11 protein-coding genes are annotated in these 13359 nt (G+C 33.6%); all 11 read right to left on the reverse strand.

Annotation, left to right across the window (positions count from 1 at the left end; translation table 11 throughout):
• Window positions 1-217: 217 nt before the first annotated feature.
• The 11 genes from I5M32_RS16085 to I5M32_RS16135 all read right to left on the reverse strand — a co-directional run bounded on the left by I5M32_RS16085 (window position 218) and on the right by I5M32_RS16135 (window position 13247).
• A complete protein-coding gene (locus I5M32_RS16085) occupies window positions 218-523 on the reverse strand; it encodes a helix-turn-helix domain-containing protein (protein WP_200588135.1) in 306 nt (101 codons plus the stop codon).
• The gene (locus I5M32_RS16090) at window positions 507-857 is read right to left on the reverse strand and encodes a type II toxin-antitoxin system RelE/ParE family toxin (RefSeq protein ID WP_200588136.1); all 351 of its coding nucleotides are present in this window, start codon (window positions 855-857) and stop codon (window positions 507-509) included. The genes I5M32_RS16085 and I5M32_RS16090 overlap by 17 nt, the downstream gene beginning before the upstream one ends.
• Window positions 858-1205: 348 nt before the next feature.
• On the reverse strand, window positions 1206-2291 hold the full coding sequence (locus I5M32_RS16095; protein WP_200588137.1) for an SIR2 family protein: 1086 nt from the start codon (window positions 2289-2291) through the stop codon (window positions 1206-1208).
• A gap of 2 nt (window positions 2292-2293) precedes the next feature.
• The gene (locus I5M32_RS16100; RefSeq protein WP_200588138.1) at window positions 2294-4198 is read right to left on the reverse strand and encodes a Piwi domain-containing protein; all 1905 of its coding nucleotides are present in this window, start codon (window positions 4196-4198) and stop codon (window positions 2294-2296) included.
• A 3-nt stretch (window positions 4199-4201) separates the two neighbouring features.
• Window positions 4202-7096, reverse strand: coding sequence for an HsdM family class I SAM-dependent methyltransferase (locus I5M32_RS16105; protein WP_200588140.1), 2895 nt, complete (start codon window positions 7094-7096; stop codon window positions 4202-4204).
• Window positions 7083-8312 carry a DNA methyltransferase gene (locus tag I5M32_RS16110; protein ID WP_200588142.1) on the reverse strand — a complete coding sequence of 410 codons (1230 nt, stop codon included), beginning with the start codon at window positions 8310-8312 and terminating at the stop codon, window positions 7083-7085. Before I5M32_RS16110 ends, I5M32_RS16105 begins: the two co-directional genes overlap by 14 nt.
• Before the next feature lie 384 nt (window positions 8313-8696).
• On the reverse strand, window positions 8697-9461 hold the full coding sequence (locus tag I5M32_RS16115) for a hypothetical protein (protein WP_200588145.1): 765 nt from the start codon (window positions 9459-9461) through the stop codon (window positions 8697-8699).
• Window positions 9446-9640, reverse strand: coding sequence for a hypothetical protein (locus tag I5M32_RS16120; RefSeq protein WP_200588147.1), 195 nt, complete (start codon window positions 9638-9640; stop codon window positions 9446-9448). The genes I5M32_RS16115 and I5M32_RS16120 overlap by 16 nt, the downstream gene beginning before the upstream one ends.
• A gap of 1020 nt (window positions 9641-10660) precedes the next feature.
• Window positions 10661-11614 (reverse strand): hypothetical protein, encoded by a 954-nt coding sequence (locus tag I5M32_RS16125; RefSeq protein WP_200588149.1) that lies wholly within the window; start codon window positions 11612-11614, stop codon window positions 10661-10663.
• A gap of 61 nt (window positions 11615-11675) precedes the next feature.
• Window positions 11676-12434 (reverse strand): hypothetical protein, encoded by a 759-nt coding sequence (locus I5M32_RS16130; protein ID WP_200588151.1) that lies wholly within the window; start codon window positions 12432-12434, stop codon window positions 11676-11678.
• A 174-nt stretch (window positions 12435-12608) separates the two neighbouring features.
• On the reverse strand, window positions 12609-13247 hold the full coding sequence (locus tag I5M32_RS16135) for a DUF4145 domain-containing protein (RefSeq protein WP_200588153.1): 639 nt from the start codon (window positions 13245-13247) through the stop codon (window positions 12609-12611).
• Window positions 13248-13359 lie beyond the last annotated feature (112 nt).

The raw sequence follows: 13359 nt of genomic DNA on the forward strand, positions 1-13359 counted from the left end.
AAGTGAACACCTTTGTCGGTCAAAAGTCGGATTATATTTTTGGTCTGTTCTGTTGTCATAGCATTACCGCTAACGGTTTGCAAGTTTGTACAGAAATGGCTTTAAAGCAATACCAATGTCAGCTTGCATCAACTTAATTAATTTGGAGAAAGTGAGTTTTCCGCAGTCAGCCATTTTTGTACAAACTTGTTGTTACAGGTAGTGCTTTTAGCCATCTTTAAACACCCACACTAAGTCTGAGGTGTCCGCCCAATCCTTCACGAACAATTCTCATTAAAGTTGAAAGTCGGATATCGCTTGCATTGTTTTCAATTCTAGAAATGTACGTCTTTGTCGTACCACATTTTTCGGCTAATTGTTCTTGGGTCAAACCTTGTTCTTTACGAAGTTCTTGAATCATAACACCTAATTTAAAAGCTTCAAAACCTTCTTCGTAAGTTTCTCTGGTGCTTGTTCCTGTTTTACCATATTGTTCGTCCAAATGGTCAGTAAATGAGGTCAGATTATTATTTGTCCTTTTCATCGAAATATTGTTTTTTAAGTTTTTCTGCAAGTTCTAATTCATTTTTCGGTGTCTTTTGGGTTTTCTTCTGAAATCCGTTCAAAAGGATTATTAGTTTTCCTTTGTCAAAGAATGAGAAAACTCTAAAAATATCTGAACCTACTTCTACACGAATTTCAAAAATTCCAGAAGAACCTGTCATGTGGTCAAAAAATTTCTTCGGAACCCTGTCGATAGTAGAAATGAGCTGTAAAGTCCAGTTCAGTTTTTTCTTGACTTCTGGCTTTAGTGTTTTAAAGAAGTCGAGATAGTAGTTTTTGTAATAAAATATTTCTCTTATAAATTTTTCTTGCACAAAACAAAGTTAGCTAATTAGATAACAAACTACAAGAGTCAGAAAACTTTAATTCAGTACTTCGGTCGTTTTAGCATTACCTGTAACGGTTGGCAGGTTTGCGAAGTTGCGGAGATTTATTCCGATGAAGCTCATTCTGCCCGCACCAAATTAAATAAAAAAGATGAAGAAAGTAAAAGCACAATAACCGCAATTTTGCAAACCTGTGGTTATAAGTTGCCCTTTTGTTTCTTACTTGCAAAAACTTTCATTTCGAGCAGAAACTAAGCGTTGGGTTTGGTAGCTTATTTGTTTTTTTAAAGGTCCGTGAGATGGCCAAAAAACAAATGTGCTACCAAATGCGTAGGGTTAAAACGGTGCTTCCTCGTCATTTTTTATGTAATTATTTTTGGTTAAAAATTCTGCATTCATTTCATTAGTAAGAAATTTCTCTGCAACTTGATTGTGAATGTGTACTTGTTCGTTACAATGTTTGTTGTAATCGTGTTTAAAGTTTAGCTGTTCTGTCGCTAATGTGTTTTTTTTACTTTCTAATTCGTCAGTGTTTATTGGCATAACTATTAACAATTGTCTTTTCTTGTCATTGATTAACGACTGAGAAATAAGGTCATTTATATAGTCATCAGCAAAGCTGTATCCAATTGCAACTATCAATTTACAATCTTTATGAAGTAACCATTTACGGAATTCTGATGTGTAGAAAAAGTATGGGTCTGTCGACTTTAGTTTTGTATCAATTCCGAAAATCAATTCAGGATTTGTTACAGGGTGATTGCTTAACATAAGTCGCCCTGTGTGTTTGTCTGTGTACCAATTTATAGAACCGTGTAGCTTATAGAGACAAAAAGACTTTCTAATTTCCTCAAAGTTGGAATATTGCCATTCATTACTTTTTGGGTCAAAGCCTTGTTCTACTTCATCATCTCCAATTGCTTTTTCAAAACATAAGTCATAATTTAATGAGAATATTCTCAACGGTGAATATCCAATTTCAGAGTGTAAATTTTTAAAACCTTTATAATATTCTGCTTTTGTAAATAGGTCTTTTGGATTTGTCCAATCAAGAAGTTTTGTTTTTATAAGTTGCTTTAATTCTGTTATTTTTTCAAAATTCTGCCCTGCAACTTCAGCTAATCTTAAATTCCAACTCCCAATAAAAGGGTAAATTATGTTTTTATCCCTTTTCTCTATCTCGCTCATTATAATCAATAACCGTTCAATGTTAAACGTGTTACCAAAGTTTCCAAATATACCTTCAGAATATTCTATACTGCTTCTCAGATAACTATAAAGATTGGTGTATTTTTTCCATTCGCTATCATCTTTTAATAATTTCTGAACTTCTTTTACCATATCTGGTGAAATAGGGATTTCAGCGTGTTTACTACATCCTGCGCCCAATAAAAAAATTATATTATTTTCACGTATTTCCATATCTATAAAAACCAAGGTAAATTATTTGCCAACATTTCTTTATCAAAACTCTCAAATTTCGAAAAGACTGCTGTGTAATCAGCCACAATTTTTGCATAATAGATTGAAATCGGCGTTTGTTTTGCGTTAAATCCTCTCCAATTAGCACCTGATAAGTTTATTGCATCTTGTAAATAGGTTAAATCGCTTTCTTTGTCTTCATTGGGTGTATTAAGAAATTTAATATGAATAGGATTCCCAACTTTTTGAAATACCGTTTCTTTACCTTCAACTAAACCATCAAACCAAATTAAATATTCATTATTAGCCAATTTAATGTAACTGCTTTCATAAGGAATACCTGTGTTGTGGTCACTAAACCCAAAAAACTTATTTTTTGCATTTACTTTTAAAACCTTAAACTCGATGCCATTTATTTCTGATAATGATTTCTCAATGGAAACTACATCATCTTTTTTTATGCTTTCGGACAAATGCAAAGCACATTTTTTGTATTGTTTAAAATCTTCACTCCTTAATAATTGCGTTAGATTCTGTTGCAGTTTCTGTAAATATTCCTCTTTGGTAGTTTCTTCTGCCAGCACATCGAGTTTCTTATAAATGCCTGATGAATCTAAACAAACGGAGTACGAGAAGAATTTTTTAATTTTTCCATTCTCGTCTTTTTCATGCGAAGAACCAATGCCAAGAATTAAGCAATTGTTTTTTGTCGGTTGAACTTTCCAAGGTGTTCCTCCTAATTTTGCAAAAATTTGTAAAGCTATATTGGATGTGCTCCACTTTAATGCATTGGCATTATTGGTTTGGTCATTACGTATTACCTGTACTGGAATGCCTTTCTTAGTTAAGTGAAATTTAAAAAGATAATATGGCGATTCGGTATCGGGAATCCCTTCAAATCTGTTTGGTTCGAGAAAAATTACTATTAGCTTGTCTTGAATGTTTTGGTCTCTAATGATTTCAACTTCCGTTATTGCTGTTAATACATCAACTTGTGAATAGCTTTTTAAAGAAACTTTTGATAACGTTTGTTGTGAAAATGGAAGATTAAAAAATTGTTGTAATCCTGAAAAAGTACCAGGATTACTTTTTCCAATTAGACTGAAAAACAAATTGTTAGCAAAGTCTTTGAATTTATCTTCAAATACAAAAACATATTTTACTTTCAGTTCAACTCCTTCATATACTCCATATTTTCTAATTCCTTGAAATTGTGAAAGGTCTGTCTGTTCGCCTTTAAAACGATATACTTTTTTATTTAGTCGTTTTGGTGAAAGTTGAACCAATTTTTCAGATATGGAAAAGACGTTTTCTGTGTCTTTCAGTATGGAAATTCTCTTAAATGTTGAGATTATAAAAGAGCTAATCTTGTGTAAAACATCAGAATAATACTTTTTATTTGAACGATAATCATCGCCAAGACTTAAACTAAGTTTTAACACTTCTTTATCTAGTGAGTAGTCTTGATTTACTTTAAATTGAAAGTCAATTAGGAAACCAAATTGCTTTGTTGATTTGAGATAATACGGCATAAGGGAAATTACCTCATTTCCTTTAATGTGTTTTTTTATAAAAATATCAATATTTTTATCAAAAAACTTTTTCCCTTTCTTGTGTTCTATGTTTTGATTTTCTATGCTGTCTGAGAGTAAACGATATAAATAATACTCTGTCAGATTTATATTGTAATTCTCTTTGCATTTGAATTTTTCATAATTTTCTATTTCGGAAAAACTAACTGAATAATCCGCATAGTCTGGGTTTTCATTTTCATTCTGAGGTAGTCTATAACGAAATATTCCCTCTTCCTTATCTCCATCTACGTAAATTTTACGATAAACAGAGAAATTGAAAGACTGCGAATCAATGTCTAAAAAGTTAAGTCTTATTTTTTGCTCTACTGCCATATTTTATCTATACTTCATTTCCACTCGATTACGAATGGTTTCGGTTAAAAGTGAATACAAATGAGGCAGAATATCTATTTTGAAGCCGTAGGCTTTCAGAATAGCTTCGTCAAATTCTACCCTGTCTTTTTGTTTGTATTCATTTTCGTAATCTTGAATTTGTCGTTTGCTTAAAATCTCGAATTTGGAAATGATGTTTTCTGTTTGCTTGTCAGACAGCAAACTTGGGTCAAACATTTTCATTTTAGTTTTGAAGAAATCAGCGTTCAAATCTAATGCTCCTAAATTTCTTGAAACTCCGTTTAGTTCCACAATCAAAAGTGAAACGATTGAATTAAGCAAAGCCGATACAATTTCAATATCGGTCTTTTTTACACGAATTGCTACCAATCTTTGATTTAGGTACAAAGGCGACTTGCTAAATGAAAAGAATAATCGTTGGCTTGGATTTAATGAAATGAAAATGTTTGCCGATTCTTCGGGTGCAAGCGAATACCAAAATGGCTTTCTAACTTTTAAAACCTCTTGTAATTCAATGCCAGTTTTGTTAGTTGTTATTCCAAATTTCTTAATGTGAGTATAAGCATTCGGATATTTTGCTTTCAAAGTTTTTTCGTCTTCTTTACAAACGAAAAGATTATACTCCGATTTATTGCTATATGCAATTGTTTTAAGTTCTTGACTCGTTTTCAAAATTGGCAACAAAAATTCCTTTTCAATTTTTAAGGTTTTGTTTTCATTGTTGGATATGATGTGCATTTCGTCCCAACCTGTTCTTGTTCCTCTGCCTGTGTCGTAAAGGTCTGGAAAAGGATTTATCAGTTTCTTTTCAAAAACACTTAACGGATTTTGGTTAACAAAATATGTTGCCCAATTTTCTTGCGAAGAAAGAGAACTTATCAAGTGAGATTGGTCAACAATACTTACAGTAATAGTTCCGTCTTCTTTGTGATAAACATTTTTGAATTGGCTGTTTTCTTTCCAATTCTTATTATGAGGATTTTTACAATTATCAACTTCTATATAAAAGTCTTCAAATTGTTGCAATAATTTATCTTTAAACAGAACTTCTAACTTATTATTTACTGTGATAAATTTCGTTGGTTCCTTTTTTGCTCCTTTTTCAAGAGTGATAAAAATGGTGCTGACTTTAGAATCTTTAAACCAATGCTCCGCATTGCTTTTTACAACATATTTTATATGGAAATTATCTAGCAAAAATTCCTTGAATTGTAAACCATAATTTTTTCCCAACCAAGCGTTTGAAGTGATTGCTGATAAAATCCCGTTGTCTTTGAGGAACTTCAAAGAGTTGTAAAAGCAATAAATGTAATAATCACTTTTTCCGTTGATGTCAAATTTGTTGCCATTCAGAAAAGCTGTTTGGGTTTTGGTGAACTCACTTTCAAAATGAGTGTTTAAAAGTTCATTCGGAATATCTTCCTGTTGAATAAAAGGGAAATTAGAAATAACTGCATCAAATTTTGGTATCGGAATTTGATTGATTTTATCAATGTCTTTGTTGTCCGGAATTGAGATTGTTTGTGTTGGGTTTAGCGTGAAAAAATCTTTACGAATTATTCTCGGAAAGTTTGCGGTATCATCAACCTTTTGTTTGTAAAGATTGATTACTGAAAGAGTTGCAGGAAAATGTGAAATATCGTTACCCCAAATTTGATTTAAAATTTGTTGATGGTTTTTATTTCCAAAAAACTCCAATGTTTTATAGAACGAATTTAAGAATGTTCCTGTTCCCGAAGTTGGGTCAATTACAATATCATTTCTACTTCTGATTGCAGAAAATGTAACAAGATTTGCCAGAGTCTCAGAAGTAAAGTATTGACCGAATTTTTGTTTTTCTTCTTGTGGAACTAAGTTTTCCAAGATGTAGCCAATAACTTCAGTCGGCAAAATTTTGAAGTCAAATTCATTGAAAACTCCAACTAGTTTAAATAATAGTTCATCTATAGTTTCATTAAAACGGATTTTATCGGTAAAATCACTCTCAAAAACAGCTTGATAATCTATTTTCTTTGCCTGATTGAAAAAGTCGTTTAACTGTTTCTGGACTTCTTCACTGTTCTTCAATTCCAACTTAGAAACTTTACCTGATAAGTTTTCAGAAAGCGTTAAATAGAAAAGGACTTTACCTATTAGCTTGTAATAAGTGAACTTCGCTAAAACTTCTTCGGGTTCAACTTTTTCAACTCGTCTTGATGAAGTTGAAAGTATTTTAAGTGTAGCACTTTCAATAATTTTCCACTGGTTAAATTCTGTCCTGAAAGTCCTGTCATCGCCTTTCAGTTCGTTAATTTCATTTTTTAGTTGTGGTACAAAATGATTAGCAGTTTCCAAAACTGCGTCAACAATATTTGAGGAAATATTTATCGCCTTTTTAAGTTCTCCACTTTTATAAAGCTGTCCTAAGTCGTGTAATATTTCGTTTAGCCTATTTTGTAATTTAGCTTCGTGTTTATTGTAATTATTTCTGTCTGCTAAATCATTTCTGGTTTTTATATCTTTTTCTTTCGGATAAACTTTTAGTTTTTTCAACCCTGAAAGCGAATAATTATCATCAAATATTTTCCAAATAATTGCTTCTGTGCCATTCCAAGTAACAAATGAATCTGATTTCAATCTCTCTGCTTTTTCCAAAGCATTTTCTAACATTTCGCTATTATCTGCTTCCGTATCAGGAAATTTTAGTTCCCAACCGTTGAAAACGACACCAGAAATTTTATCTATAAACAAAAGTACATCAGGAAATTTAGTTCTTCCTGAAGCAACTTTTAGTCCTTCATCATTTGTAGCATCTTGGAAAATGGTAGTGCCGTCATTAATGGATTGTTTAATCCAGCTTATGATTTGACCCGCCCAAGCTCTTTCATTTAATTTCATAATTCAGTGTGTGATATTCTGCAATTGGTTCTTTGAAAAGTCTTAATGTAGATTCTTCAACTTCTTTTCTTTTTAATGTTTCTTCAATTCTGTCTGTACAAACTTTAATATAATCAACAGGTGTTACCTTGTGTAATAATACATCTTCATTTTTTTCAATTCCTATAAAATTTCTGTTCTCCAAAATTGCAGAAAGCAAAAAGCTACCACTACCGCAAGCATTGTCTAAAACAATGTCGCTAGGATTTGTAAAAGTTTTGATTAAATATCTACCCAACTCAATAGGTTTTTGTGTTGGGTGAAAAACGGTTCCTTCTGATTCTGCCGTTTTTACGTACACGAAATCATCTATAGTTTGTTCTTCATAAAACACAATGTCATTTGGGTATCGCTCGCCATTACTTTTTACGTGTTTTGGTTTGAAATCTCCATAACTTCCTGTAAACTGGTCTTTCCTAATTCCTTTGTCGTATGCGTCTCCCTCTGTCATTTGAGGATTGTATGTCGGTTGTTTTTTATAGAAAACACAAATGTCTTCGTGTTTACGAAGTGGTTGTTTTTTTGCGTTTAGAAAATTGGTCGATTTTGATTTTATCCAAGTGATTTTATACTTAAATATTTTTTCGTTACTCAAAATTAATTTTGCCGTAAAAATACCTTGGGAAGTCAAAACAATCGCTCCATCATCTTTGATTATTCTTTCATATTCTGCCCAAAGTTTTTGCAAGTCAATAACCGAATCCCATTTGTTTTGCGTTGTGCCGTAAGGCAAATCGCAAAGAATCATATTTACAGATTTGTCGGGAATTGACTGCATAACTTCTAAGCAGTCGCCCTGAATTACTTTGTTTATGAAGTCGTCAATTTCTCTTTTTTGATTATTTCCGTTTAGCGATAAGATAAAACTATTAGTTTGTTCGGACCTGTTTGTTCCATATTTAATTTTTTCTTCGGCTACTTGCATTGCTTGCAATGCAAAATCTTCGTCTTGTACTTCGTAAACAATTTTGTCGCTAAGCCACTGAACAATTAAATTGTTTTTTTCAGCTTTATAATATATTCCAAGTTGTGTTACTTGTTCTCTTGTTGGTAAACGTTTTCCATTTTCAATTCTGCTTAATAAAGTCTTGTTTATGCCTGTTTTTTTAGTTACGTCCTCCAAAAGTAACTTACGTTCTTCCCGTATATTTTTAAATGTAGAACCGATGGTTTGCATATTCGATATTTAAGTTGCCAATTTTTGTCAAATCTAGTTTTTTTTGTTTCTAATGCCAAAATTTTTAGTAAATATTTTACGTCAGGGTGGTGGGCGGGTTTAGGTGCGGTTGGCAAAATAAAATGTGCTATAATGTGCTTTGGGTTCGTGGTTTGGAAAATTATAGCTCTTTTTATTTTGAGAAGGGCAGGGCTTTTTTTCGTTCGATTGAGTAGAAGTTTTCGTTCGGTTAGGGTTACTTATAACGGTTTCGGGCTTGGCGAAGGTGGCGATTTTCACCACAAATGTTGATGCGGAGAACCAAACTTTGATTAACCACAAATGTGTCTGCGGAGCACTGAACCGCCACTTTTGCCAAACCCGTGTTACAAGCTGCCCTTCTTTTCATTCAAGTCGTTTCACAATATTGTCAAGGTTGTCAACCACAAGATTGAAAACTATTTTGTTGTCAGGAAACAATGTTTGTAATTCAGTCCTCAACTGAACAAAAGGTTGCAAAGCTTCTGCATTACTTGTTACTGATTTGTCGCAAGAAATTGATATTTCAAAGTCGTTATTTACTTTTTTTGCATAAACATATTTTGTAACAGCTTCGTCAAAGAAGGTTGTCTTAGTGAGTCCTTCAGCGATTTTATTTACTTCAGTTTCTGAAATATTGTTTTTATCAAACGCTATTTCGTGCTTCATAATTCCGTAAGTTTTTGTGTCAGTCTCTGCGTTTGTTGCTGAGTCTGTTAATAAAGCAAAACCGAAAATTGGAATTATTGTAATTGCAAGTCCAATAACACCAACTGCAATTGTCCGCCACCAACTATGTAATTGTCCGCCTGAATTAATATGTGTCGAAATGTTTTGCCCTTGGAAATGTTGAACAAGATAATAAGCAATTGCAGTATAAATTAATGGAATGATTTGATTAGGGATTTTAACATTATCTGGGATAAGAAAAACACCTCCAAAGACTACAATTGTCGCAATGATTGCATAAATCCAAGTCTTTTTTGCTTTGTCTGTGTCATTAAATGCTTTGAAATTTTCAGCAATCAAATAACCAGCGGCTAATGGTCCACCGAGAAATGTCCCGACCCAAATTGCTCTGTCCTTGTAAATTTTTTCGGTTGGTGTTTGAATGTCTAATGTTTGTTCCATAGTTGTCTGTTTGTCTTTAGGGTTGCTTGTAACGTTTTGCAGGTTTGGAAAGTTGCGGTATTGCTTGCAAGATTTTCGTCTGCCCGCACCAAATTAAATAAAAAAAGCGGAAAGGGGTAAAACCACTTCGCCCGCAATTTTTTAAACCTGTTGTTAGCGGCAGAAATTCTTTTTTCCATTCTAAAATTAACTTCTCAGAGCCACAGACGTGAGGAATTCAACAGCTTTTGCAAGGTTGTCGTTTGTTTTTAAAAGCTTTATTTCCATTTTTTCGTTGTCGATTTCATATTCACTTTCCAAGAGACTCAGACGTGAGGAATTCAACTGCATTTGAAAATATTTTCAAAAGACTTTTCCTAAAAAAAATCGAATTTCCCGTCGAAATTCCAGGTCGGTTTACGGACAAGATTGCTTCTTAAATGCCCGTTTTCGCCAAAAAAATCTGTTGATTTAAAATCTGTCCGTTAAAAACATCCGCCTTTATTTAATTCCTGAAACCCTTTAATCTGCGAATTTCGGTCGTTTCTTATTTTTGCCGCTAACGGTTGGCAGGTTTGAGAAATTGCGAAATTACTTGCAGAACCAATGTCGCACCGCACAAAACTGAATAAAAAGAAGTGAAGGAAGTGAGAGCACTTCGCCCGCAATTTTGCAAACCTGTTGTTAGCGGTAGATGTAATTTTTCCATTTTGTGTTCACGTTTTTTGGTTGTTTAGTTTGGTCGGCGATTAGGTCGGCCTTTTTTCAACTTGTCCTTAAAAAACTAAAAAAGATTCGTCGGTTCAGTTTTGTCGGCCAAAATACTCTTTGAAATTGTCGTTCAGTTGAGTGTTCCGGTCGGTCAAAAATTGGTTCAGGTTAAATTATATTTTCGGTTCGGTCGGCTGGAACGTTTGTCAGCTTAAAAACCATTTTTAAATTTCAGTTATTTTCGGCTAAAACCCAAATTTCGGGTCGGCGACGAATTTTTTGTCGGTTCAATTTGTCCGTTTGCAAAGCTGGAAATTTTCATTTACTGATGCGTTTCGTCTGGGGAACATTTACCGCTAACGGTTTTCAGCTATACGCAGGCAGAGATTTTAACCACTGAACTTCCTGCGAAGAACTGAACTTAAATTTTATACATTCCTGTCCTACGTAGCATGAACCCCCTGCTTGCGTATAGGTGATGTTAGCGGTTCGGGCTTCCTTTTGTCCTTTCATTTCGTATGTTGTTTTGGTGGAATATTTATTTCTGCATCTTGGTAACTGAATGAAATTTGATGATTGTCTGTCACCGAAGTCGCAACTCCTAAATTATAATATTTAATCTGAACAGTCTGATATGTCTCTATTTTGTCAAAGGCAAATGCAGGAAATAAATCCAATGAAAGTGTTCGTTTTTCATTATGAACTTTTTTTAATTCGTCTGAAAATGGAAGAAATATTTGTATGACTTGGTTAGCAAAGCTTAGTATTAGAATATGCTCGGGAAATTCAGATTTCCCTTTAACCAAATTTTTTGCCCTATATAAGTCAGCAGATGGAGTTGCAAAATATTTTCTTTTTAAAGTTGTGATAAATGCGTAATGAATAAACTCTAAATGCTCTTGTCTATTAGTAAGCCAAGCGAAAGACTGTTTGTTAGTGTTATCAAACTCTGTAGGCAAAAGCGAAAGTCCGATTTTTAAAAGCGATTTGTAAATTTTTAGCGGAATGAAAGGCGGTTTTCTGAAAACGATGTCAAATGTTTTAGTGTCAGGGTTGATTGTATAGTCGTCAAGCGTTTGAATATGTAACTCCTTTTGATTTCCTTCTCGGTGCTTCAAAATTGTTCGAGTTTCTTCATTCCTATCAACTGTCCGTGATTGAAATGCTGGAATTTTCTTTTTGCCCTTAACTCCTAAGAGTGTAATGTATGGTCGGATAAAAATCGAAAAACTACTTTCATAGTCGCTGAATAGTTTGTTGCAGCTGTCGCACTCATCAAACGTCAGAATGTCATTTTCACCGATAAGTTCGGGAATTAAATGTGTATCTTGATTAAAAGTTGTTTCCTTGTCTGTCCTATCGCAATACCTACAAACCTTGCTTTTAATTTTTAACGGCACATAATTTTTAGAGCTACTTATTAACTCGTATTTATTCCAAAAGTCAAGTGGGTCTGGGCGCATTATTTTAATTTGTCAATGTTTGCCTATTACAGTCTGTTTTATATTTTCACATCTGATTTCGCTAATCTTCACATTCCGATTTCCATTGTTTGTAATAGTTTTGAAGTCCTGTTCGTCTGCCACCCTGAAAGTATTTTCCGTTATTCAAAGTGTTGATTAATTTCTCTATGTCTTTTGCATGGTCTGTGTCCCAATTTAGCTCTCTTACAAGGTAAGCACCAACAATGTCAGCGTCTAATTCGGCTTCATACTTATGCAATGCAAGAATGTATGTCTTGGCTTGTTCTTCGTCTGATGGGTGGGAAATACCTGTTGACATATTTATGCTATCAGTCAAGTCTTGCATAGCTTTTTTTACAATACAAGTTGGCTCTGGATATGCAGCTACTGCTTGTTGATTTCCTCTTATTTCAGTCGGGTTCCAAGTATGCACCCATTTGTCTAAACCGTCAGCAAGCCAAGGTATAGCAATTATCGCTTTTACAGAATAAAAATCGTCAATAGGAAGCACTTCATCACTGTCAAGTCCACAGGTTATAACAATTTCAGAAGGAGTGTAGCTGTCGTTGTATGTTTTTTTGGTTTCAAACTTAAAAACAGGTCTGCAGTTTTTGAATGTTGTTCCTTTGAACAATTGTTTCTCTATTTCTCTGCCAAAAATCCTTTCGAACCAACCCCTATTCTGTTTGGTGTGAACCAATAAAACAACTCTTTTTATTTCTGGGTCATTGTCAGCAAGTTTACAAGCATACTGCATTGCTTCTCTGTATGCTTCATCGTCATTTCCACTTGTCGCTATAAAAAATCTTTGTTTGCTCATAATACTTAGTTTCTATTATTGTTTATTGTGTCGTCTTAGCCTGACCGCTAACGTTTTGAAAATTTGCGCATAAATGGCATTACTTGAAGAACCACTTTCAGCCCGGACCAAATTAAGTAAATAACTGATGAATTAACTTAAACCACCGTCAGCCATTTTTGTGCAAATTTGCTGTTATATGCCGGCTTTATTATCTCTTTTATTGATTGCGTCGATTTGTCCTTGTGGTAAAGTATTGAATAATCTATCTACTTCTTTTGGTTGAGTTATCATCACGTCAGTAATCAAATTTATTAAGTTGAAAAGCTTTACTGCTGTATCTTTATTATCTTTCAAATCTATTTGTCCAGGGTGAACAGCATTATTCCCTACAACTCTAACATAGTCTAATGCTTGTTGAATTTTCAGAGGCATTCCCTTTTTTACTAATTCTGCTATGTCTTCATTTATATTTTTACCTTTTTCTCCCAGTTCTTTGCATAATTTTTGAATTGCTAAACGAAGAAGAGCAACACTTCCACGAGGAGATTTATTTAATATATCTCTTGCTTCAAAATAGTCCTCTTGAATATCTTGTGGTAGGTCTTGGTTTGGCAAAGAAACGCCCCCAATATTTGGTTCAATCATATTCTTATTAAACCAAATTGATTTGTCGTTGCAATGCGAACAATAAGCAATCTTTAAGTCATTAACTGTTTGATTGCCGTTATTCCAAATGCTGATTTCTTTCCAAATCTGTCGTGAGTATACTCCACAATGAGGACAATGGAAGGATTCTTTCTCAAACTCTGGCGTGTAGTGCTGTTGATTCATATAGTTTTTTTCGGATGTCGATTTAAGCTGGCATATAACGATTGGCGAATTTGTGTTGTAATGGCATAGAAAGCACAAACTTGTCTGCCCGTATAAACTTAGTTAATTGCGA

It is taken from the genome of Pedobacter segetis (assembly GCF_016623585.1).
GTDB classification, from domain to species: domain Bacteria; phylum Bacteroidota; class Bacteroidia; order Sphingobacteriales; family Sphingobacteriaceae; genus Pseudopedobacter; species Pseudopedobacter segetis.